General features: G+C 58.2%; 14 protein-coding genes and 2 pseudogenes. 9 read left to right on the forward strand and 7 right to left on the reverse strand.

Annotation, left to right across the window (positions count from 1 at the left end; translation table 11 throughout):
* The first annotated feature begins 256 nt into the window (after window positions 1–256).
* Complete coding sequence (mrdA, locus tag ACIOU6_RS25215) at window positions 257–2,149, forward strand: penicillin-binding protein 2 (protein WP_221733245.1); 1,893 nt, start codon at window positions 257–259, stop codon at window positions 2,147–2,149.
* A gap of 118 nt (window positions 2,150–2,267) precedes the next feature.
* On the opposite strand, the gene ACIOU6_RS25220 is transcribed toward mrdA, so the two are convergent.
* On the reverse strand, window positions 2,268–2,672 hold the full coding sequence (locus ACIOU6_RS25220) for a lysozyme inhibitor LprI family protein (RefSeq protein WP_401139261.1): 405 nt from the start codon (window positions 2,670–2,672) through the stop codon (window positions 2,268–2,270).
* A gap of 56 nt (window positions 2,673–2,728) precedes the next feature.
* A pseudogene (locus ACIOU6_RS25225) lies at window positions 2,729–3,548 on the reverse strand (ADP-ribosylglycohydrolase family protein).
* 173 nt (window positions 3,549–3,721) lie between these two features.
* Here ACIOU6_RS25225 and ACIOU6_RS25230 point away from each other — a divergent pair.
* Window positions 3,722–4,210 (forward strand): SRPBCC family protein, encoded by a 489-nt coding sequence (locus tag ACIOU6_RS25230; RefSeq protein ID WP_221733243.1) that lies wholly within the window; start codon window positions 3,722–3,724, stop codon window positions 4,208–4,210.
* Between the two features lie 387 nt (window positions 4,211–4,597).
* On the opposite strand, the gene acnA is transcribed toward ACIOU6_RS25230, so the two are convergent.
* A complete protein-coding gene (acnA, locus tag ACIOU6_RS25235) occupies window positions 4,598–7,339 on the reverse strand; it encodes an aconitate hydratase AcnA (protein ID WP_401139263.1) in 2,742 nt (913 codons plus the stop codon).
* A 221-nt stretch (window positions 7,340–7,560) separates the two neighbouring features.
* Here acnA and rlmM point away from each other — a divergent pair, with 221 nt between their 5' ends.
* Together rlmM and tusA are read left to right on the forward strand one after the other, a co-directional pair.
* A complete protein-coding gene (gene rlmM, locus ACIOU6_RS25240; protein WP_221733241.1) occupies window positions 7,561–8,634 on the forward strand; it encodes a 23S rRNA (cytidine(2498)-2'-O)-methyltransferase RlmM in 1,074 nt (357 codons plus the stop codon).
* 67 nt (window positions 8,635–8,701) lie between these two features.
* Entirely contained in the window at window positions 8,702–8,953 is a 252-nt protein-coding gene (gene tusA / locus ACIOU6_RS25245) for a sulfurtransferase TusA (protein WP_221733240.1), read from the forward strand.
* A gap of 128 nt (window positions 8,954–9,081) precedes the next feature.
* Here tusA and ACIOU6_RS25250 read toward each other — a convergent pair whose 3' ends face one another.
* On the reverse strand, window positions 9,082–10,491 hold the full coding sequence (locus tag ACIOU6_RS25250) for an MATE family efflux transporter (RefSeq protein ID WP_401139265.1): 1,410 nt from the start codon (window positions 10,489–10,491) through the stop codon (window positions 9,082–9,084).
* 159 nt (window positions 10,492–10,650) lie between these two features.
* Between ACIOU6_RS25250 and pdxB the strand changes: the two genes are divergently transcribed.
* Window positions 10,651–11,793, forward strand: a complete 1,143-nt coding sequence (gene pdxB, locus ACIOU6_RS25255; protein WP_401139267.1) for a 4-phosphoerythronate dehydrogenase PdxB — start codon at window positions 10,651–10,653, stop codon at window positions 11,791–11,793.
* Between the two features lie 162 nt (window positions 11,794–11,955).
* On the opposite strand, the gene ACIOU6_RS25260 is transcribed toward pdxB, so the two are convergent.
* Complete coding sequence (locus tag ACIOU6_RS25260) at window positions 11,956–12,135, reverse strand: PA1571 family protein (protein WP_221733237.1); 180 nt, start codon at window positions 12,133–12,135, stop codon at window positions 11,956–11,958.
* A 258-nt stretch (window positions 12,136–12,393) separates the two neighbouring features.
* Between ACIOU6_RS25260 and ACIOU6_RS25265 the strand changes: the two genes are divergently transcribed.
* Window positions 12,394–14,175: an ABC transporter transmembrane domain-containing protein gene (locus ACIOU6_RS25265; protein WP_401139268.1), complete on the forward strand. Its 1,782-nt coding sequence runs from the start codon at window positions 12,394–12,396 to the stop codon at window positions 14,173–14,175.
* Window positions 14,176–14,256: 81 nt separating this feature from the next.
* Here the strand turns inward: ACIOU6_RS25265 and ACIOU6_RS25270 are convergent, their stop codons facing one another.
* A complete protein-coding gene (locus tag ACIOU6_RS25270; RefSeq protein WP_221733235.1) occupies window positions 14,257–16,185 on the reverse strand; it encodes a transglycosylase SLT domain-containing protein in 1,929 nt (642 codons plus the stop codon).
* A gap of 214 nt (window positions 16,186–16,399) precedes the next feature.
* Here ACIOU6_RS25270 and ACIOU6_RS25275 point away from each other — a divergent pair, with 214 nt between their 5' ends.
* Window positions 16,400–18,322, forward strand: coding sequence for an ATP-binding cassette domain-containing protein (locus ACIOU6_RS25275; protein WP_401139271.1), 1,923 nt, complete (start codon window positions 16,400–16,402; stop codon window positions 18,320–18,322).
* A gap of 172 nt (window positions 18,323–18,494) precedes the next feature.
* Here ACIOU6_RS25275 and ACIOU6_RS25280 read toward each other — a convergent pair whose 3' ends face one another.
* The gene (locus ACIOU6_RS25280) at window positions 18,495–18,932 is read right to left on the reverse strand and encodes a universal stress protein (protein ID WP_401139273.1); all 438 of its coding nucleotides are present in this window, start codon (window positions 18,930–18,932) and stop codon (window positions 18,495–18,497) included.
* 103 nt (window positions 18,933–19,035) lie between these two features.
* Here ACIOU6_RS25280 and ACIOU6_RS25285 point away from each other — a divergent pair, with 103 nt between their 5' ends.
* Both ACIOU6_RS25285 and fadB read left to right on the forward strand, forming a co-directional pair.
* Complete coding sequence (locus ACIOU6_RS25285) at window positions 19,036–19,473, forward strand: hypothetical protein (RefSeq protein ID WP_221733232.1); 438 nt, start codon at window positions 19,036–19,038, stop codon at window positions 19,471–19,473.
* Between the two features lie 527 nt (window positions 19,474–20,000).
* Window positions 20,001–21,946: pseudogene (gene fadB, locus ACIOU6_RS25290) on the forward strand (fatty acid oxidation complex subunit alpha FadB); the annotation flags it as partial.

The following is a 21,946-nucleotide window of genomic DNA, read 5'->3' on the forward strand; positions in this document are numbered from 1 at the left end:
GGTTTCCCCATGTGAGAGTAGGTCATCGTCAAGATTAAATTCCGAAACCCCAATTGCGAAAGCAGTTGGGGTTTTGTTTTGCCCGCAGGAAAGTTTTTGCTCGTGCTTCGATTGCCCAGCCGTCGCAAGATCTGCCATCGGGAAAAAACCTTCTGAAGTAACCCGGCAGTTTTTGGTATGGTGCAGCTCTTTTTTTCATGGACTGATGCCATGCCTATGGATCGGCACTCATTTATGTCAAAGAGTTGCTGTAGAAATGCCTGAACCAATCCCGATCAAGGATCACGAGAAAGAGACGCGGCTGGTCAACAAACGCTTGATCGCCTGCGCCTTTTTTGTCTTCGTTATTAGCTGTGCGCTGGTGGTACGCCTTTACATCCTGCAAGTAGTCGAGTTCGATTACCACTCAACCATTTCAGAAAACAATCGCGTCCATGTCTTGCCGATCCCGCCCACACGCGGACTGATCTACGACCGCAATGGCGTGCTATTGGCAGATAACCGTCCCAGTTACAACCTGAGCATCACTCGCGAGCGTGCCACCAACGTCAATCAGGAACTGGACGAGGTCATCAATCTCCTACACTTACCTGCGGAAGATCGCACGGTATTCGATAAGGCGCTGAAGCAGTCCCGCCACCCGTTCACTCCGGTAACGCTGTTCTATGAACTGACCGAACAGCAGATCGCTGTGTTGGCGGTCAATGAGTTCCGTTTGCCTGGCCTGGATGTCGAACCACAGTTCGTTCGACATTACCCATTCGGCATGCACTTCGCTCACTCAATTGGTTATGTCGGCCGAATCAACGAAAAAGAATCCAAGACCCTCGACTCGGTGGAATACCGCGGCACCCAATCCATCGGCAAAACCGGTATCGAACGCTTCTATGAAGCGCAACTGCACGGTCACGTCGGTTATGAGGAAGTGGAAACCAACGCTCAAGGCCGAGTGCTACGGGTACTCAAACATACAGATCCCGTGCCGGGCAAAAACATTGTCCTGAGCCTCGACGTCAAATTGCAGGAGGCTGCCGAAGCAGCTTTGGGGAATCGCCGCGGTTCCGTCGTGGCGCTCGATCCGAGCAGTGGCGAGGTGTTAGCCATGGTCAGCAACCCGAGTTTTGACCCGAACCTGTTCGTTACTGGCATCAGCTCCAAGGAGTATTCGGCGCTCCGTGACTCCATCGATCGACCGCTATTCAACCGTGTACTTCGGGGCTTGTACGCGCCGGGTTCGACGATCAAGCCGGAAGTCGCGATCGCCGGTCTCGATGCGGGCGTTGTCACGCCGCAGACCCGCGTGTTCGATCCGGGCTACTACCAACTCCCGGACTACGATCACAAGTACCGCAACTGGAACCACAGCGGTGACGGTTGGGTAGACATGGACGCAGCGATCATGCGCTCCAACGACACCTACTTCTATGACTTGGCGCACAAGCTGGGCATTGATCGCCTGCACGACTACATGGCGATGTTCGGCTTGGGTGAGAAAGTCTCGCTGGATATGTTCGAAGAATCCCCCGGTCTGATGCCATCTCAAGCCTGGAAGCGTGCGACACGGCGGCAGGCCTGGTACCCGGGCGAAACGGTCATCCTCGGTATCGGTCAAGGCTACATGCAGGTCACGCCTTTGCAACTGGCGCAGGCGACTGCGTTGATCGCAAACAAAGGCGTGTGGAACCGACCGCACTTGGCCAAGACCGTCGATGGTGTGGCACCGGTCGATGAGCATCCGATGCCGAATATCGTGCTCAAGGACCCGCGCGACTGGGAGCAGGTCAACCACGGCATGCAGATGGTGATGCACGCTCCCCGCGGCATTGCTCGCGCGGCAGCAGCGGGCGCGCAATATCGAATCGCCGGCAAGAGCGGCACGGCACAGGTGGTGGCGATCAAGCAGGGTGAGCGCTACAACCGTGAGAAGACTCTCGAACGCCACCGCGACAATGCCTTGTTCGTCGGCTTCGCGCCGGCCGAAGATCCAAAGATTGCGGTTTCGGTGATGATTGAAAACGGCGAAGCCGGTGGTCGTGTCGCCGGTCCCGTAGTACGGCAGATCATGGACGCCTGGCTACTCGATCAAGACGGTCATCTTAAGCCGCAATACGCGGCGCCAACCAAAGCACCGGGCAATCCGCACGTTTAACCGGCAACAGCTTTACAGCACAGGCTCTCACAGGCTGAGCATGTGCTGGAAGCTGTCGAGAAATATCGTTTCAACGCGGCGGCACGGTTGTTGCGCGAAAGATTCGGCACTACAAGCATCAGGCCCCGGGTACCGGGCAACCCATGTCACCTTCTTCACACTTCAAATACTGCTTCAGCGTCTCAACCCGGACTTTGGTCACGGCCGTCATGCAGCTACTGTAAATCAGCGGGTAAACGCTGCCGCCCGCCGCCCCGGATGACGAAAACGCGCACTCGGCATCGCGAAACCCGATCCACGCCCGCTGCGCATTGACCAACAGCTTCTTGCTATCCGGGTTGTCCTTCAGCCAGCCGGTGATCTGCTGATATACGGTATTCAGCTCTTTGTCCGCCGCTTTGAAGTCCTGTCCGGCGCATTGATTCATCGTCGCCTGATCGCTGGCGTTGGCGCAATCGATGGCGGCGTGGGCGAGGGGGGTGAACAGAAATGGCGTCAGGGCCAGGAGCAGGCGTGGGGACATGGGAGTTCTCGCTATGTCGGATGAAAGTGCAGAGTAGTGTAACGACTGTGTGGATCCTATTCAGGTACGCGTTGGCTGGAGGCTTCAAGCAAGCGGTCTGCGGTCGCGGTAATCTCCTCGCCTTCATGCAGCAGTTCCAGCCATTTGGCAGGAATGGCCCGGACGCCGTAGAAGGCACCACAACGCTGCTTCCAATGACTCGACGCTGTAGCCGCTACCGCGTATTTCGTTTGCCGATTTTTCGAGGTATTCACCTCGGGCCAGCGCAGCGACTTTGGGTTGGGTGAAGGTCGTGAGGGCGTGCTCGAGCAAGATGTTTTTCGCTGTTCCGAGCAGGGTTTTGCCGATCAGTTCGGCAAATAGTAAGCAGCATTCGATGGCTTCAGGCGCCGCCTGGGTTGTTCGCGAACTGTCGGCGGCAAACTTTCGTACCTGTTCTACGTCGGGAAAGTAAAACAGCATCACCGGCGCCAGCCGCATCAGGGAGCCGTTGCCAGCAGTGTACGGGTCGGCTGATCCAGCAAAGGGCTCACCTGTTTGCTGATACTGCGAGAGCGCCTGACTGACGGTCATGCCGATATCAAAACATTCGCCGGTAGAACTGAGGTAACCCCATTTCCACCAGTTGAGATAGCGGCCTATCTGGTCTGTGGCATCGAAACCGTTTTTATTCAGCAGACTTTCCGCCAGGCACAGAGCCATCGATGTGTCGTCCGTCCATTGCCCCGGCTTCAAGTTGAAAGGACCACCACCGACCATGTCGGTCAATGGTTGGAATGAACCGCGCGGTTTGAACTCAACCGTGGTGCCGACCGCGTCGCCGCAAGCCAGGCCCAACAGGGCGCCGCGATACCGTTCGGTGAGGGATGGCTGCATGATTCTTCTTTGCTTCGTTCAGTTCCCGGGAACAGGTATCAGTTTCATCCGTTCAGAGGCGCTTGAAACGCTGCGGGATGTGTCATTGCAGGTGAACAGCCGCACTGCTTTGATACAACTTCAGGTTGGACATGTGGTCATACAAGCCTACTGTTCAGAACAGGAGGTGACGTATGAAACCAGTACCCAATAGTTTCGAACGCAAAATCACGCTCAGGGCGCCACGTTCTCATGTCTGGCGTGCATTGGTCGATGCCGAGGCGTTTGGCCAGTGGTTTGGGGTGGCACTGGAGGGCAGGCGTTTTATTGCCGGCGAATGGACGCAAGGGCAAGTCACGTATCCGGGTTTTGAGCACGTTTTATGGAATGTGCTGGTCGAGCGAGTCGAGCCGCAGCAACTATTTTCATTCCGCTGGCATCCGTATGCGGTCAATCCGAAGATCGACTATTCCCAAGAGCCCACCACGCTGGTCAAGTTTGAGCTGCAAGATTACGAGGAAGGCACCTTGCTGAAGGTGTCAGAGTCAGGTTTTGCACACATTCCGGATATTCGTCAGAAGGAGGCGTATTACATGGACAGCCGTGGCTGGGAAGAACAGTTGAGCCGCTTGGAACACTTTCTGATTGACAGTGCCAGGGCCCGTCAGGGGGCTGGGGGGTGAGGTTGGGTATGTTGGCCGCTGTGTGGTTTCTGCCGGAATACGCCTATGGGCCGCTGAAAGTCGAACAAATTGCGGATTTGAAGCCCCGCGCCTGACACGTCTAAGGGTTTTCGGAAGGGGTCGTATGGCGAATGTCCTACACGCGATGGTAGTTATGTCGACTATTGCCGATTGGATCCCACGCGTAATCTACACACATCAACTGAAGCACAGGGAGTACTTCAGGATCACGGATGATCGACCATTGCAAGGATCGCTGCCGACAGGGAGTCGATAATGGTCTTGGGAAAAACCCGCTTCGGCGGGTTTTTTTTCGTCCGTAAAAAAGTGCCGGTATAACCTATTGCTGGGGGAGAGCAAGCTCCCTCCCAGCAGGTACGGTGTGGATCAAGAGGCGATAAGCTGCCGCAGCACGTAATGCAGGATTCCGCCCGCCTTGAAGTACTCCACTTCATTCAAGGTATCGATGCGGCACAGCACGTCGATTTTCTCCTGCTGCCCGTATTCACGGGTGATCACCAGCGGCAGGTTCATCCGCGGCGTCAGCTCAATGCCGCTCAGGCCCTTAATCTCGAAGGTTTCCTTGCCGGTCAGGTGCAGGCTCTTGCGGTTTTGGTCGAGCTTGAACTGCAGCGGCAATACGCCCATGCCCACCAGATTGGAGCGGTGGATGCGCTCGAAACTTTCGGCAATCACCGCTTTGACACCCAACAGGTTGGTGCCTTTAGCCGCCCAGTCACGGCTGGAGCCGGTACCGTATTCCTGTCCGGCGATCACCACCAGGGGTGTTCCCGAAGCCTGATATTTCATGGCCGCGTCGTAGATCGCCAGTTTTTCACCCGTGGGAATGTAGATCGTGTTGCCGCCTTCTTCACCGCCGAGCATCTCGTTGCGGATGCGGATGTTGGCAAAGGTGCCGCGCATCATCACTTCATGGTTGCCGCGCCGCGAGCCGTAGGAGTTGAAGTCCCGCGGTTCCACGCCTTTTTCGCGCAGGTAACGCCCGGCCGGACTGTCGGTCTTGATGTTGCCGGCAGGGGAGATGTGGTCGGTGGTCACCGAATCGCCGAGCAAAGCCAACACCCGCGCGCCTTTTACATCCTTGATCTCTGGCAGTGGGCCAGAAATCTCGTCGAAAAACGGCGGATGCTGGATGTAGGTCGAATCGTCCTGCCACACATAAGTTGCCGCTTGTGGCACCTCGATGGCTTGCCACTGTTCGTCGCCGGCAAACACCTCGGCGTATTCCTTGTGGAACATCGCGGTGTTGACCTGATTCACCGCGTCGGCGATTTCCTTGCTGCTTGGCCAGATATCGCGCAGGTATACCGGATTGCCTTGTGGGTCATTGCCCAACGGTTCGCTGCTGATATCGGTACGAACAGTGCCGGCCAGCGCGTAAGCCACCACCAGCGGCGGTGAGGCCAGCCAGTTGGTTTTCACCAATGGATGCACTCGACCTTCGAAGTTGCGATTGCCGGACAGCACCGAAGCGACAGCAAGGTCGGCGTTCTGAATGGCTTTCTCGATCGGCTCTGGCAGCGGGCCGGAGTTGCCGATGCAGGTGGTGCAACCGTAACCCACCAGCGAAAAGCCAAGCTGATCGAGGTATTGCGTCAGCCCCGCCGCGTTGTAGTAATCGGTGACCACTTTCGAGCCTGGCGCCAACGAACTCTTCACCCACGGTTTACGGGTCAGACCTTTTTCCACGGCTTTTTTGGCCAAGAGCCCGGCGGCCATCATCACGCTCGGGTTGGAGGTGTTGGTACACGAGGTGATGGCGGCGATAACCACGGCGCCGTTTTTCAGTCGATAGGTGCGCCCCTCGTATTCGTACTCCGTTTCACCGATGAGATCGGCATTACCCACGGCCACGCCGCCGCCACCTTCGCTTTCCAGGCGTCCTTCTTCTTTGCTGGTGGGTTTGAATTGCAGATCGAGGAAGTCGCTGAAGGCTTGCGCGACATTGGGCAATGAAACGCGATCCTGCGGCCGTTTTGGCCCGGCGAGGCTCGCTTCGACGGTGCCCATGTCCAGCGCCAGGCTGTCGGTGAACTCCGGCTCCTGACCGGGCAGACGCCACAACCCCTGAGTCTTGGTGTAAGCCTCTACCAGTTTCACCACTTGTGGGGGGCGCCCGGACAGGCGCAGGTATTCCAGGGTCACGTCATCGACCGGAAAGAAACCGCACGTTGCGCCATATTCCGGGGCCATGTTGGCGATGGTCGCGCGGTCAGCCAGCGGCAGGTCGGCGAGGCCGTCGCCATAGAACTCGACGAATTTGCCGACCACGCCTTTCTTGCGCAGCATTTGCGTGACGGTCAGCACCAGGTCTGTCGCGGTGATGCCTTCCTTGAGTTTGCCGGTCAGTTTGAAACCGACCACTTCCGGAATCAGCATCGACACCGGTTGCCCAAGCATCGCCGCTTCGGCTTCGATCCCGCCGACACCCCAGCCCAGCACGCCAAGGCCATTGATCATGGTGGTGTGGGAGTCGGTGCCCACTAGCGTATCGGGGAAGGCATAGGTGCGACCGTCTTCCTCTTTGGTCCACACCGTGCGGCCGAGGTATTCGAGGTTGACCTGGTGGCAGATCCCGGTGCCCGGCGGCACCACGCTGAAGTTGTCGAAAGCGCTCTGGCCCCAACGCAGGAAGGCATAACGCTCGCCGTTGCGCTGCATTTCGATGTCGACGTTCTGCTCGAAAGCGCTGGCGGTGGCGAATTTGTCGACCATCACCGAGTGGTCGATCACCAGGTCCACCGGCGACAGCGGGTTGATCCGCTGCGGATCACCACCGGCCTTGGCCATGGCGGCGCGCATCGCGGCGAGATCGACCACAGCCGGTACACCGGTAAAATCTTGCATCAATACCCGGGCCGGGCGGTACTGGATCTCGCGGTCGGAGCGGCGCTCCTTGAGCCACGCGGCAATCGCCCTGAGGTCGGCGCCGGTGACGGTTTTTTCATCTTCCCAGCGCAGCAGGTTTTCCAGCAGAACTTTCAGCGACATCGGTAGCTTGTCGATATTGCCAAGGCTTTTGGCAGCATCCGGCAGGCTGAAATAGTGGTAGGTCGTATCGTCGATTTGCAGTGTTTTAAGCGTCTTCAGACTATCGAGGGACGGCATTACGATCACTCCTTTGAATCCGCACGGCTACGGATCGGGGGACGAATAGAGCTTTAAAACTAGCCCTGTTTTCATTAGCTGGCTAATAACTGGACTCTATGACGAAGTCCAAGGTTCCGACATCGGCTATCATGCGCCGGTTTTCGTGACAGGCTTTGCCGCAACGCAAGGCTTGAGCATCGCGCAGGGGCCGAATGTCCGCCCTCTGCCCAGGAGTAAGAATGAACACCCTATTCATGCATTGCCGGCCAGGTTTCGAAGGCGAAGTCTGCTCGGAGATTTCCGACCTCGCCGCCCAACTCAACGTGGCCGGTTACGCCAAAGCCAAAACGGCCACCGCCTGCGCCGAGTTTGTCTGCACCGAAGAAGACGGCGCCGAGCGCCTGATGCGTGGTCAGCGTTTTGCCGAGCTGATCTTCCCGCGCCAATGGGCGCGTGGCGTTTTCATCGATCTGCCGGAAACCGACCGTATCAGCGTGATCCTCGCGCACATGGCCGATTTCCCGGTGTGCGGCAGCCTTTGGCTGGAAGTCGTCGACACCAACGACGGCAAGGAACTGTCGAACTTCTGCAAGAAGTTCGAAGGGCCGCTGCGTAAAGCGTTAACCGGCGCCGGCAAACTGGTGGAAGACGCCAGCAAGCCGCGTCTGTTGCTGACCTTCAAGAGCGGCCGCGAAGTGTTTCTCGGTATGGCGGACGCGGGTAACTCGGCGATGTGGCCGATGGGTATCCCACGTTTGAAGTTCCCGCGTGAGGCGCCAAGCCGTTCGACTCTGAAGCTGGAAGAGGCCTGGCACCACTTCATCCCGCGTGATCAGTGGGAAGATCGTCTACACAGCGACATGACCGGCGTCGATCTTGGCGCCGCGCCGGGTGGCTGGACCTGGCAACTGGTCAACCGCGGCATGCTGGTGACCGCCATCGACAACGGCCCGATGGCCGAAAGTCTGATGGACACGGGGTTGGTGCAGCACTTGATGGCTGACGGTTTTACCTTCAAGCCCAAGCAACCGGTGGACTGGATGGTTTGCGACATCGTCGAGAAACCGGCGCGTAACGCCGCGATGCTCGAAGAGTGGATCGGCGAGGGGCATTGCCGTGAGGCGGTCGTGAACCTGAAGCTGCCGATGAAGCAGCGTTATGCCGAAGTGAAGCGTCTGCTTGAGCGCATTGCCGATGGTTTCAAGGCGCGTGGGATCAAGGTTGATATCGGCTGCAAGCAGCTGTATCACGACCGCGAAGAGGTCACGTGCCACTTGCGCCGGCATGACGTTAAAAAAACCAAATCCCGCTGAAGCACCACAGGGTTAGACGATATACCCGGCAATGCGCGACAATGCCGGCCAGTTTCAGGAGTGAATCATGAGTGAAATGATCGACATGCCGGTCGACGGTACCCTCGATGCCACTGGCCTCAATTGCCCGGAGCCGGTGATGATGCTGCATCAGCATATCCGTGATCTGGCACCCGGCGGCCTGCTCAAGGTGATCGCCACCGACCCTTCGACCCGTCGCGACATTCCCAAGTTCTGCGTGTTTCTCGACCATGAACTGGTTAGCCAGCATGAAGAGGCTGGTACTTACCTGTACTGGATTCGCAAGAAACAAGCCTGAGCCTCAGGCCAAACCCAATGTGGGAGCGGGCTTGCTCGCGAATGCCGTTTTTCAGTCACCTACAATGGCGACTGAGATACCGCTTTCGCGAGCAAGCCCGCTCCCACATTTTTTTGGTTTAAGTGGACTTAGCCCAGCGAACGGCTGATACGGATACGCTTGCGCGCGCTGCGGGTCAGACGAATCGACAACATGAACGCCGCACAACTCAGGCCGACGATCAAACCTTGCCACAAACCGCTCGGGCCACGTGGCGCGCCGAGCCAATCACTCAGGCCGAGGGCATAACCCACCGGCAGACCGATGCCCCAATAGGCGAACAGGGTCAGGATCATCGTCACGCGTGTGTCCTGATAACCACGCAGCGCGCCGGCGGCGGTGACCTGGATCGCGTCGGAAAACTGAAACAGCGCCGAATACACAATCAGCATCGCGGCGATGTGAATCACCGTCGGGTCAGCGGTGTAGATCGCCGCAATCGGCTCGCGCAACAGCAGCATCATGCTCGCCGACAAGCAGGCGTAGGCCAATGCGGTCCCCATGCCGACGCCCGCCGCAAAACGCGCTTCACGCGGTTCTTCCCGGCCCAGAGCCTGGCCCACGCGCACGGTAACTGCCATGCCCAGTGAGTAAGGAATCATGAACACCAGCGAGCTGACGTTGAGTGCAATCTGGTGCCCGGCCACCACGGTAGCGCCGAGGCTGCCGATCAGCAGCGCGATGACCGCGAAAATGCTCGACTCGGCAAACACGGCGATACCGATCGGCAGGCCGATCGCCAGCAGACGCTTGATGACCGCCCACTGTGGCCAGTCGAAACGGCTGAACAGTTCACTTGAACGATAGGCTGGCGCCCAGCGCTCGTAACCGGTCAGCCCCAGGGCCATCACCCACATCACGATCGCCGTGGCCCAACCGCAGCCGACGCCGCCCATGGCCGGCACGCCGAAGTGGCCATAGATGAAGATGTAGTTCAGCGGAATATTGAGCGCCAGACCGCACAGGCCCAACACCATCGCCGGCCGAGTGCGGCCCAGACCGTCACTGAAGCAGCGCAGTACGTGATAGAACGCTACCGCCGGGAGACCGCTGGCGATCCCGTGCAAATACTGCATGCAAGGGCCAATCAGCTCGCGATCGACGTTCATCAGATGCAGGATCGGCTCGGCGCCGAGCAGCATTGCGGTCGCAATTAACCCTACTGCCAACGCCAGCCACAATGCCTGCCGCACGACCGGGCCGATTTCGCTGTGAGTGCCGGCGCCGAAGCGCTGGGCGACTTTCGGCGTGGTCGCCAGCAAGGTGCCGGTCATCAGCAGAAAGACCGGTACCCAGATCGAGTTGCCCAGGGCCACCGCAGCCAGATCCCCGGGGCCGACGCGACCGGCCATTACCGTATCGACGAAACCCATGGCCGTGGTTGCCAGTTGCGCAATGATGATCGGCAACGCAAGGACGAGCAGGTTTTTCATCTCCAGGCGAACCCTGGCGGGGCGTGTGAGGGCGACGGCGACAGGTTGGTCAGTTACAGAGTTCACAGGCAAAGCGTCCACAGATGTTGATGCGCAGGGCGCCGTATTCTACGCCGCTGACGCCTTGGTCAGGAAAAATCCTCTGTTACGGATTTGTAAGCGCAACGCCTGCTGGCCCAACCGCCTATCTGCACCTAAACTGCCGATCCGCCAAAGGAGCCCGCCATGCTGATTGTTGCCGACGAAAATATTCCGTTGCTCGATGCTTTTTTTGCCGGTTTCGGTGAGATCCGCCGAGTTCCAGGCCGTTCCATCGACCGTGCGACGGTTGAACAGGCCGATGTGTTGCTGGTGCGTTCAGTGACCAGCGTCAACCGTGCGTTGCTTGAGGGCAGCAAGGTGCGCTTTGTTGGCACCTGCACCATAGGCACTGATCATCTGGATCTTGAATACTTCGCTGAAGCCGGTATCACCTGGTCGAGCGCGCCCGGCTGTAATGCCCGGGGCGTGGTCGATTACGTGCTTGGCAGTCTGATGACGCTGGCCGAAATCGAAGGCGTTGATCTGGCTCAGCGGACCTTCGGTGTTGTGGGCGCGGGCGAAGTCGGTGGTCGACTGATCACGGTTCTTAAAGGTCTGGGCTGGAACGTGAAGGTCTGTGATCCGCCGCGTCAGGCCGCCGAGGGGGGCGATTACGTCAGCCTGGAGCAGATCATCGAGCAATGCGATGTGATCAGCCTGCACACGCCATTGACCCGCAGCGGTGACGGGGCGACCTGGCATCTGTTCGATCAACAGCGTTTGCAGCAACTCAAACCAGGTGCCTGGCTCATCAATGCTGCCCGTGGCCCGGTGGTGGATAACGCCGCGCTGCGCAAAGTGCTGCTGGCGCGTGAGGATCTGCAAGCAGTGCTCGATGTCTGGGAGGCAGAACCGGAGGTCGATGTGGCACTGGCCGAACTCTGCGTGCTGGCCACGCCGCACATTGCCGGGTACAGCCTCGATGGCAAACAGCGCGGGACGGCACAGATCTATCAGGCGTACTGCGACTTTATCGGGCAGCCTGCGAGCATCCAACTCACTGACTTGCTGCCAGCCCCATGGTTGTCGCAAGTCACCTTGCATGCCGACAGCGATCCTGCCTGGGCGTTGGCGATGTTGTGCCGAGGCGTGTACGACCCGCGCCGCGATGATGCAGATTTTCGCCGCAGCCTTGTAGGCAATGTCGCTGAACAGCGTGCGGCGTTTGATGTGCTGCGCAAGCAATATCCGGTTCGGCGCGAGATTGAAGGGTTGAAGGTGCTGATTGAGGGGGATTCGCCTGTATTGCGGCAGATCGTGGCGGCACTTGGAGCGGTTGCCGTCTAGGGCACCGAACCGGCCCCTTCGCGAGCGAGCCCGCTCCCACATGGGTTGAAAGACACAGAATCCGTGTGGGAGCGGGCTTGCTCGCGAAGGGCGCGCTGCGGTCTGACAGCCACGCATAAAAAACCCGGCCAAAGGGGCCGGGTCAGGAAGACAGTGGCTATATCACTTTTGTTCGGCAGGCTTGATCAATCGCTTCTCCAGTTCGCGGCAAGCGTTCTGGATCATGTCTTCAGTGATCGGTACTTCACGCCCGTCCTTATCAATGATCGAGCAACCCAGAGTCTGGCCGGGCTTGGTGCGGATCACTTCAATCTTGTCATTGCTGCTGTGTTGCAAGGACATGGCCTGTCTCCTCATCAGGTTGTGTGCCTAGGTTAGAACCGCCACGTGACCGGGCTGTGACAATCCCCTGAGCTTTATCGGGGGCGGCATCTCCACTCAACCAGAAATGACCGTTCGTCTCAACCGGGACTTTAGACCAATAGTGTCTAGACCCTAGTCATCACGGGCATATTTAACCTGACTCATTGTGATTTACAGAGTTCCACCCCATTTGAGTGTGTAGGCTGACCCTATCCATCAGTGCAGATGTGAACCTCAATGATCCCGATGCTTTCCTCTCGACACCGGCGCGCCTTGCGTCTGACCAGTCGTTTTCTCGCCCCATATCGCTGGCCGGCCTTCGGCGCGCTGTTAGCGTTGATCGTTACGGCCGGTATTACCTTGTCGTTGGGGCAGGGGATCAAACTGCTGGTCGATCAGGGGTTCATGACCCAATCACCGCACTTGCTCAACCAATCCATAGGCATATTCATGCTGTTGGTATTGGGCTTGGCGGTCGGCACCTTTGCCCGGTTCTACCTGGTGTCGTGGATCGGTGAGCGTGTGGTGGCAGACATCCGTCGGCAGGTGTTCAACCATTTGGTTTACCTGCACCCGGGGTTTTACGAGGACAATCGCAGTTCGGAAATCCAGTCACGCCTGACGGCTGATACCGCTTTGCTGCAATCGGTGATCGGTTCGTCATTGTCGCTGTTCTTGCGCAACTTGCTGATGGTCATCGGCGGCGTCGTACTGCTCTTCATCACCAACCCCAAACTCACCAGCATCGTGGTGATCGCTTTACCGCTGGTGATTGCGCCGATCCTGATTTTCGGACGGCGCGTGCGCAATCTGTCGCGGCAGAGCCAGGACCGGATTGCCGACATCGGCAGCTACGTTTCCGAAACCCTCGGCCAGATCAAAACCGTTCAGGCTTACAACCATCAGGCGCAGGATGAGCAACGCTTTGCGACGACGGTCGAGCAGGCTTTCGAAACGGCACGCAAGCGAATCTTCCAGCGTGCGTGGCTGATTACTCTGGTCATCGTGCTGGTGCTCGGCGCTGTAGCGGTGATGTTGTGGGTCGGCGGCATGGATGTAATCGCCGGGCGGATATCTGCCGGTGAACTGGCGGCGTTCGTCTTCTACAGCCTGATTGTCGGCAGCGCTTTTGGCACATTGAGCGAAGTGATTGGTGAACTGCAACGCGCCGCCGGTGCCGCTGAACGGATTGCCGAATTGCTGCGCTCGGAAAACATCATTCAACCGCCAGCGACGGGCTTGGTGACCTTGCCGGCGCGAGTAAAAGGCGAACTGGAACTGCAGGATGTAAGGTTTTCCTACCCCTCGCGTCCGCAAAGCTACGCCGTCGATGGGTTGAATCTTACCGTTCGGGCTGGTGAAACTCTGGCGCTGGTGGGGCCGTCCGGTGCCGGTAAATCCACGGTGTATGACTTGCTGCTGCGCTTTTACGATCCGCGCGAAGGCCGAATTCTGCTGGATGGGGTGCCGTTGACCAGTCTCGATCCGCTGGATCTGCGTCGCTGTTTTGCTTTGGTTTCCCAGACGCCGGCGCTGTTCTTCGGCAGCGTGGAGGAAAATATCCGCTATGGCTGCCCATCGGCCACGCTGGAACACGTCAAGGAAGCGGCCCGAATTGCCCACGCCCATGACTTCATCGAACAAATGCCTGATGGCTATCAAACCCATCTGGGAGATGGCGGTCTGGGACTCTCTGGTGGTCAGCGCCAGCGTCTGGCCATTGCCCGGGCGTTGTTGGTGGATGCGCCGATATTGCTGCTGGATGAAGCCACCAGCGCACTCGACGCGCAAAGTGAACATCTGATCCAGCAAGCCTTGCCCAATCTCATGCACAACCGCACCACACTGGTGATCGCCCACCGTTTGGCCACGGTGAAGAACGCCGACCGGATCGCAGTGATGGACCAGGGCAAATTGGTCGCGGTAGGGACGCATCAGGAATTGATTGCCAGTAATCCGCTATATGCACGGCTGGCGGCGTTGCAGTTCAACGATGGCGTGCAGGTGATGACCGACTAAGCACCGACTCGGTCGAGCGCTATGAAAAATGCCCTTATCTCGCGATAAGGGCATTTTCTTTACCGGGTGTGATCAGCAAGATCACTGATCATCAAAATACCGCTCATGCCAATCCACTAGCGGCTGGGGTGAGTTGAGCTTCTGGCCGTAGATCACCGAATAAGACAACACGTTCTGCACGTATTGGCGGGTTTCGTCGAACGGAATGCTTTCGACCCAGACATCGAAGCTCAGGTGGTCAGCACCACGCAGCCACTGGCGCACACGGCCTGGACCGGCGTTGTAAGCGGCGGAGGCGAGGACGCGGTTGCCGTTGAACTGGCTGTGCACCTGACTCAAATAAGCAGCGCCGAGTTGGATGTTCTTGTCTGGATCAAGTACTTGCTTCGGCGAGGCCAGCGGAATGCTGAACTTGCGCGCGGTTTCCTTAGCGGTGGCAGGCATCAGTTGCATCAGCCCGCTGGCGCCAACGCCGGAGCGCGCGTCATCCATGAACGCGCTCTCCTGACGGGTGATCGCGAATACCCAACTCGAATGCAGACCGCGAACCTTGGCTTCACGCACAAGGGTATTGCGGTGGGCCATCGGGAAGCGGATGTCCAGATCGTCCCAGTATTTCGCCTGACTGATGGTGCGGATTGCCGGGAAGTACCATTTCAGGTCATAGGCCAGTTTTGCCTGGGCGACCATTTCGTCGCGGTTGAAGTGGCGGCTGACGTAATACCACTCACGACGGCCATCGACGATCTGTCCCCGGGCGTGGAATTCCAGCGCACGACGTACGCCAGGGGTGTTGCGTACTTTGTTGATCAGCGCCTGACTGAGCATCAAAGGTTTGTTGTTCAGCGAATAAGGGGATTGCGAGCGGTCGGCGGCAAGAAAACCGTAGAAGTCGCGCTCCTGGGCCAGGCTCTTGTAGAGGTGCTGCACTTGCGGGTTCTGTGGCTGTGCCAGTTCCAGGCTGCGGGCTTGCCAGTAGCGCCAGCGATTGGTGGTGGCCAGATCCTGCGGCAAGCGGCGGGTCAATTGGTAAGCATCGTCCCAACGTGCCAGACGCAGCAGCAGGCGCAGGCGCCATTCGGAAACCGTGTTGTCACGCAGTTCCGGGTCGTATTTGGTCATCACGTCCAGCGCTCGACTGTCGAAGCGTCGGGCCAGGGTCAGGCCGATTTCCCGGGCGATCGCAACTTTTTCATCGCGGGAGAAATGCATGCTGCTGGCGTAACCGTCGAGCAAGGCCATGGCTTTGTCAGGGTCTTGGCGGGCCAAGCGGCGCAGGCCGAGGCTGACCACGTCGGACATCGGTTCGTCGGCGGGGGTAAAGCGTGACGGCTGATTGAGTAACTCGGGTTTTTGCGCCACATCCACCAACAAACGACCGCGTGGGGCGAGGGTGGTCAGGCCGTTCACCAGGCTGTTGGCCAGCGCAAAGTTGCGAGCCTGAGCCGCGAGTTTGGTGCGCTGCCAGCGTTTTTGCTCGGTCAACTGACCGTCAGCGGCCCAGATACCAAACAGCGCATCACACGCAGCAGGTTGCGATTTGCCCGTGAGCCAGAGCTTGTCCGCGTTGGCGTATCCCTCGGCTTTTTGGTTATGGCTGATCTGGTACTGCGCATTGAGGCAGTCCAGTTCGGTGAAATTGAGTTTCGGGTCGTAATACTTGACGAAGGTTGTCCAATCGCCACGGTCGGCGAGCCAGCGCAACCAGCGCAGCTTCATCCAGTTGGCCTGGGGCAGGTCGCCATGCTCGGCGAGGAATTTCTCGATTTCCGCGTTGCTCGCGGTTTTGAGGCGTGCGGTCAACTCGTCGTAAGCCAGATACGGTTCCAGCGGATAATCGGCCAAGGCCTGGCTGTAACGCAAATATGGACCGGTATCGCCCTTGGCCAGGGCGCGTTTGGCTTCATCGTAATACTGGCGTTGTGTGGACAGATCCACCGCCTGGGCGGATTGAACGGCAGCGGCGGTAAGTAGAAAACAGGAAAAAACACTGAAAAGGCGACTGCGCATGAGACATCCGGGCAGAGAAATCATGACAAGTGCTGACCTCGATCAGCACTGAATTGTCTGTAGCTTAGCCTTTTGCCAGCAAGCGGCGAAAGCTTTGCGGGCCTCGCAGCACAAGTTCGCAACAAATGTTGTGCAGAGTGCTTCGACAGACAAATTGCCGGCCTGCTGAAGCCCTAACTCAGGTAGAATGCGCGCCCGGTTTTTGGAGAAGCTCATGACCCTGCTCAAATTCAGCGATGTGTCCCTTGCATTCGGCGCTATGCCGTTGTTGGACAAGGTGTCCTGGCAGATCGCCCGTGGTGAGCGGGTGTGCATCATCGGCCGCAACGGCACTGGTAAATCCAGCATGATGAAACTGGTCAAGGGCGACCAGAAGCCCGATGACGGCTCGGTGTGGCGTGCACCCGGTCTGAAAATCGGCGAATTGCCGCAAGAGTTGCCGGTGGCCGACGAGCGGACGGTGTTCGACGTGGTTGCCGAAGGCCTCGATGGCGTTGGCGCCTTGCTCGCCGAGTATCATCACCTGAGCCAGAACATCGTCACCGATGCCGATCTGGACAAACTGATGCACGTCCAGCATGACCTCGAAGCCCGCGACGGCTGGCGCTTGCAGACCCTGGTCGACAGCACTCTGAGCCGCCTGCAATTGCCGGCCGACAAGACCCTCGCCGAATTGTCCGGCGGCTGGCGTCGTCGCGTGCTGCTCGCGCAAGCATTGGTGTCAGAGCCGGATCTGCTGCTGCTCGACGAACCTACCAACCACCTGGATATCGGTGCAATTGCCTGGCTCGAAGAAGCGCTGAAGGATTTTCAGGGCGCCGTGCTGTTCATCACGCACGACCGTTCCTTTCTGCAAAACCTTGCCACGCGCATCCTCGAACTGGATCGCGGCGGCCTGATCGACTGGAACGGCGACTACGCCAGCTTCCTCGTCCACAAAGAAGCCGCGCTGGCCGCTGAAGAGACCGCCAACGCGCTGTTCGACAAGCGTCTGGCTCAGGAAGAAGTGTGGATCCGTCAGGGCATCAAGGCGCGTCGTACCCGTAACGAAGGTCGCGTCCGCGCCCTGAAAGCCCTGCGTGTTGAACGCAGTGAGCGTCGTGAGCGTACCGGCAAGGCCAACATCCAGCTGGAAACTGCCGACAAGTCCGGCAAGCAAGTGATGGTGCTGGAAAATGTCAGCTTCCATCACCCGGACGGTCCGTTCCTGATCAAGGACTTTTCGATGGTGCTGCAGCGCGGCGACCGTATCGGTCTGCTCGGCGCCAATGGCACCGGCAAGACGACTCTGCTGAAGCTGATGCTCAGCGGTCTGCAACCGACCAGCGGCAAAGTGGAAGAGGGCACCCGGATCGATGTGGCGTACTTCGACCAGTTGCGCCATCAACTGGATCTGGAGAAGACCGTGATCGACAACGTCGCTGAAGGTCGCGACTTTATCGATATCGATGGCCAGAGCCGCCATGTGCTGAGCTACCTCGGCGACTTCTTGTTCAGCCCGCAGCGTGCTCGCACGCCCGTCAAGGCGTTGTCGGGGGGGGAGCGGGCTCGCCTGCTGCTGGCAAAACTGTTCAGCAAGCCGGCTAACCTGCTGGTCCTCGACGAACCGACTAACGATCTCGACGTGGAAACCCTCGAACTGCTCGAAGAGGTGCTGCTGACCTTCAACGGTACTGTGCTGATGGTCAGCCACGACCGGGCATTCCTCGACAACGTCGTCACCAGCACCCTGGTCTTTGAAGGTGAAGGCAAGGTGCGTGAATACGTCGGTGGTTATCAGGACTGGATTCGTCAGGGCGGCTCGCCGCGTCTGCTGGGCGTAACCGAGAGCAAGTCGGGCAAGGCTGACCTGAACTCGGCGGTGGTGACGGCTGAGCCGGCTCCCGGCGCAGCGCCTGCCGTTGTTGCCCCGGCCGCGAAAAAGAAGCTGAGCTACAAGCTGCAGCGCGAACTGGAAGCGTTGCCGGGTGAGATTGACGCCAAGGAGCAGCAGATCGCCGCGGTCGAGGCTGAAATGGCCGACGCCGGTTTCTATCAGCGTCCTGCTGTCGAGACTGCCAAGGTGATTGCCTCGCTTGAGCAATTGCAGGCAGAGCTGGACTCACTGGTGGAACGTTGGGCCGAGCTGGACGCCTGATTGATCCGGATGTAAAAAAGCCCGGCGTTCAGTCATGAGCGCCGGGCTTTTTACGTGGTGTTTAGGTCCATGGTAGGAGCGAGCTTGCTCACGAAATCGGTGTGTCACTCGACATCAAATTGGATGTGCCGACGTTTTCGCGAGCAAGCCCGCCCCTGCAGGGTTATGCCTTTCACTGCTTGACCAGGTGCACCGCTAGCACGTCACAAGGCGCGCCGTGCAACACATCGTTGGCGGTCGAGCCGAGCAGCAGCGCCAGGCCATGGCGCCCATGACTGCCCACCACGATCAGATCGCACTCATGCTCCTTGGCAAAATGGTGGATTTCCTGGCGTGGCTGGCCGTAGGTCAAGTGGCAGTTGGCACCTTCGAGTTCAGAATATTTGATTTTCAGGCGCTCAAGGCGTTCCTTGGCTTGATCGAACTGCTGCTGTTGCAGTTGTGATAGATCCATTGGCACGTCGCCGCCGAAAGCCATCGCCATCGGCTCGACGATATGCACCAGCGAAAGCTTGGCGCCGTTGCTCACCGACAGCTCGCGGGCGCGATGGATAACAGGGTCGCACTCTTCAGTCAGATCTACGGCGACCAGGATGTGGTGGTAGGGCATGAGGTGCTCCTCCTGAGGTTTCAATATTGTTAAGTATGGCTGGTTTCAAGCGCATTGGTTCCAAGGTGACACAATGGGCCCTTCTAAAATCGGGAGTAGAGATATGACGGTCTGGCTGGTGGTGTCAATCCTGTTGGTGGTTTTGAGTCCTCTGGCCTGGTTGCGCCCATCGCGTGCGCAGAGTGGTCGCATTGCCCTGCGCATGGAGGCGCGGCGTATCGGTCTGGCCATGCAACTGGCGCCTCAGGAATGGCCGCACTGGCTCTCGCAAGAGCCGCCGAGTCCGTGTGCGCAATATCATCGACCGCGCCGGAGCAATCAGCCGGCATGCTGGTCCTGGTGGCAAAAATCGCCGGGTGTGTGGGTCAATCAGTGGCAGGAGGTTTGCGAAGATCGGACGCTACTAGATCATTTCGAAAAATTGCCGGGCAACGTCTTCAAAGTCGAGGCGGATAAGCAAATGATCGCCTTGTACTGGGGCGAGAAGGGCGAAACCTCGGTTTTGCAGGACATCGACGCCACACTGAAAGCGCTGGCGTAACTCGTGGACGTTTCCCACTGCAACGGTGCGAAACGTCCGGCAGACGAGCAATAAAAAGCCCGACATGATTCATCGGGCGGGGTTGGCCAGGCAGGCCGGTAATTTTTTGTGGCTGGCCCCTTGTCGAGCCTTCAGCGCATTTCCATGTAGCCCCCTCAGCGTAGCCGCTTTAAACAGGGCTCAATGCGAATTAGGGCGACTTTTCTAACTATTGATTCTATGAATGGCTCGACATGCAGAGCCGTGTTGCTGGTCTTCGTAGTACGGAAGTGACCGCAAAGTCGCATTTCAACCCGTATTTTGGGCGATTGACAATTGTCGGAAATTCCGTGAAGGTGGCGTACCCAAATCAAACGGGCGTATGAATTGAGCGTTTGTCTTACAGATCGCTCCTACAGAATCCCGACTATCGCGTTGGCGGGTGTGCCGGGTGGATTGGCGTTAGCATCGACGAAAAAGCGTCCTGCCAAGCCATTCGCCTGCGTCCGACGTGTACTGTTCAGCTTCCATATCGTGGAGATCAGTTGATGATTTACGAAGGTAAAGCCATCACGGTTAACGCTCTTGAAAGTGGGATCGTCGAATTTATATTCGAGCTCAAGGGTTAGTCCGTCTACAAGTTCAACCGTCTTACCCTGAACGAGCTGCGTCAGGCCGTAGACACCATCAAGGCAGATGCTTCGATCAAGGGTGTGATCGTCAGCAGTGGCAAGGACGTGTTCATCGTCGGCGCCGACATCACTGAATTTGTCGAAAACTTCAAGCTGCCGGATGCCGAGCTGGTTGCTGGCAATCTCGAAGCCAACAAGATCTTCAGCGATTTCGAAGACCTCAACGTTCCGACCGTAGCGGCCATCAACGGCATCGCCCTGGGCGGCGGTCTGGAAATGTGCCTGGCAGCTGACTATCGCGTCATGTCGACCAAGGCCAAAATCGGTCTGCCGGAAGTCAAGCTGGGTATCTACCCAGGCTTCGGCGGTACCGTGCGTTTGCCGCGCCTGATCGGTGTCGACAACGCTATCGAATGGATTGCCGCCGGCAAGGAAAATCGCCCTGAAGACGCCCTGAAAGTCAGCGCCGTCGACGCCGTAGTTGCTCCAGAGAAACTGCAGGAAGCTGCCCTTGAGCTGATCAAGCGCGCCATCTGCGGCGAGTTCGATTTCAAGGCCAAGCGTCAGCCGAAGCTGGAAAAGCTCAAGCTGAACGCCATTGAACAAATGATGGCTTTCGAAACCGCTAAAGGTTTTGTTGCCGGTCAAGCTGGCCCGAACTACCCGGCGCCGGTCGAAGCGATCAAGACCATCCAGAAAGCCGCCAACTTCGGTCGTGACAAGGCGCTGGAAATCGAAGCCGCTGGTTTCGTCAAACTGGCCAAAACCTCTGCCGCGCAGAGCTTGATCGGTCTGTTCCTGAACGATCAGGAACTGAAGAAGAAGGCCAAGGCCTACGACGAAATCGCCAAAGACGTGAAGCAGGCCGCCGTACTCGGCGCTGGCATCATGGGTGGCGGTATCGCCTATCAGTCGGCTTCCAAAGGCACGCCGATCCTGATGAAGGACATCAACGAGCACGGTATCGAGCAGGGTCTGGCCGAAGCCGCCAAACTGCTGGTTGGCCGCGTTGACAAAGGTCGTATGACAGCCGCGAAAATGGCTGAAGTGCTCAATGGCATTCGTCCGACGCTGTCCTACGGCGATTTTGGTCACGTTGACCTGGTTGTTGAAGCTGTCGTCGAGAACCCGAAAGTCAAGCAAGCCGTGCTGGCGGAAGTCGAAGACAAGGTCAAAGAGGACACCATCCTCGCGTCCAACACCTCGACCATTTCCATCAGCCTGCTGGCGAAAGCCCTCAAGCGCCCGGAAAATTTTGTCGGCATGCACTTCTTCAACCCGGTGCACATGATGCCGCTGGTAGAAGTGATCCGTGGCGAGAAGTCCAGCGAGCTGGCTGTTGCCACCACCGTTGCCTACGCCAAGAAAATGGGCAAGAACCCGATCGTCGTCAACGATTGCCCGGGCTTCCTGGTCAACCGCGTGCTGTTCCCGTACTTCGGCGGTTTCGCCAAGCTGGTCAGCGCCGGTGTGGACTTCGTCCGCATCGATAAAATCATGGAAAAATTCGGCTGGCCGATGGGTCCGGCCTACTTGATGGACGTGGTCGGCATTGATACCGGTCACCACGGTCGTGACGTGATGGCTGAAGGCTTCCCGGATCGCATGAAGGATGACCGTCGTTCGGCTGTTGACGTGCTTTACGAAGCCAAGCGTCTGGGCCAGAAAAACGGTAAGGGCTTCTACGCCTACGAGACCGACAAGAAAGGCAAGCAGAAGAAAGTCGCCGATCCGTCGGTACTGGAAGTGCTCAAGCCGATCGTTTACGAGCAGCGCGAAGTCACTGATGAAGACATCATCAACTGGATGATGATCCCGCTGTGCCTGGAAACCGTGCGTTGCCTGGAAGACGGCATCGTTGA

This window comes from Pseudomonas sp. NPDC087615 (genome assembly GCF_044743445.1).
Classification (GTDB): Bacteria; Pseudomonadota; Gammaproteobacteria; order Pseudomonadales; family Pseudomonadaceae; genus Aquipseudomonas; species Aquipseudomonas baetica_A.

Excerpts from the sequence above, each read along its gene's own strand:
- mrdA (WP_221733245.1), top strand. The coding sequence starts at position 257 with ATGCCTGAACCAATCCCGATCAAGGATCACGAGAAAGAGACGCGGCTG.
- ACIOU6_RS25220 (WP_401139261.1), bottom strand. The coding sequence starts at position 2,672 with ATGTCCCCACGCCTGCTCCTGGCCCTGACGCCATTTCTGTTCACCCCC.
- ACIOU6_RS25230 (WP_221733243.1), top strand. The coding sequence starts at position 3,722 with ATGAAACCAGTACCCAATAGTTTCGAACGCAAAATCACGCTCAGGGCG.
- acnA (WP_401139263.1), bottom strand. The coding sequence starts at position 7,339 with ATGCCGTCCCTCGATAGTCTGAAGACGCTTAAAACACTGCAAATCGAC.
- rlmM (WP_221733241.1), top strand. The coding sequence starts at position 7,561 with ATGAACACCCTATTCATGCATTGCCGGCCAGGTTTCGAAGGCGAAGTC.
- tusA (WP_221733240.1), top strand. The coding sequence starts at position 8,702 with ATGAGTGAAATGATCGACATGCCGGTCGACGGTACCCTCGATGCCACT.
- pdxB (WP_401139267.1), top strand. The coding sequence starts at position 10,651 with ATGCTGATTGTTGCCGACGAAAATATTCCGTTGCTCGATGCTTTTTTT.
- ACIOU6_RS25260 (WP_221733237.1), bottom strand. The coding sequence starts at position 12,135 with ATGTCCTTGCAACACAGCAGCAATGACAAGATTGAAGTGATCCGCACC.
- ACIOU6_RS25265 (WP_401139268.1), top strand. The coding sequence starts at position 12,394 with ATGATCCCGATGCTTTCCTCTCGACACCGGCGCGCCTTGCGTCTGACC.
- ACIOU6_RS25270 (WP_221733235.1), bottom strand. The coding sequence starts at position 16,185 with ATGCGCAGTCGCCTTTTCAGTGTTTTTTCCTGTTTTCTACTTACCGCC.
- ACIOU6_RS25275 (WP_401139271.1), top strand. The coding sequence starts at position 16,400 with ATGACCCTGCTCAAATTCAGCGATGTGTCCCTTGCATTCGGCGCTATG.
- ACIOU6_RS25280 (WP_401139273.1), bottom strand. The coding sequence starts at position 18,932 with ATGCCCTACCACCACATCCTGGTCGCCGTAGATCTGACTGAAGAGTGC.
- ACIOU6_RS25285 (WP_221733232.1), top strand. The coding sequence starts at position 19,036 with ATGACGGTCTGGCTGGTGGTGTCAATCCTGTTGGTGGTTTTGAGTCCT.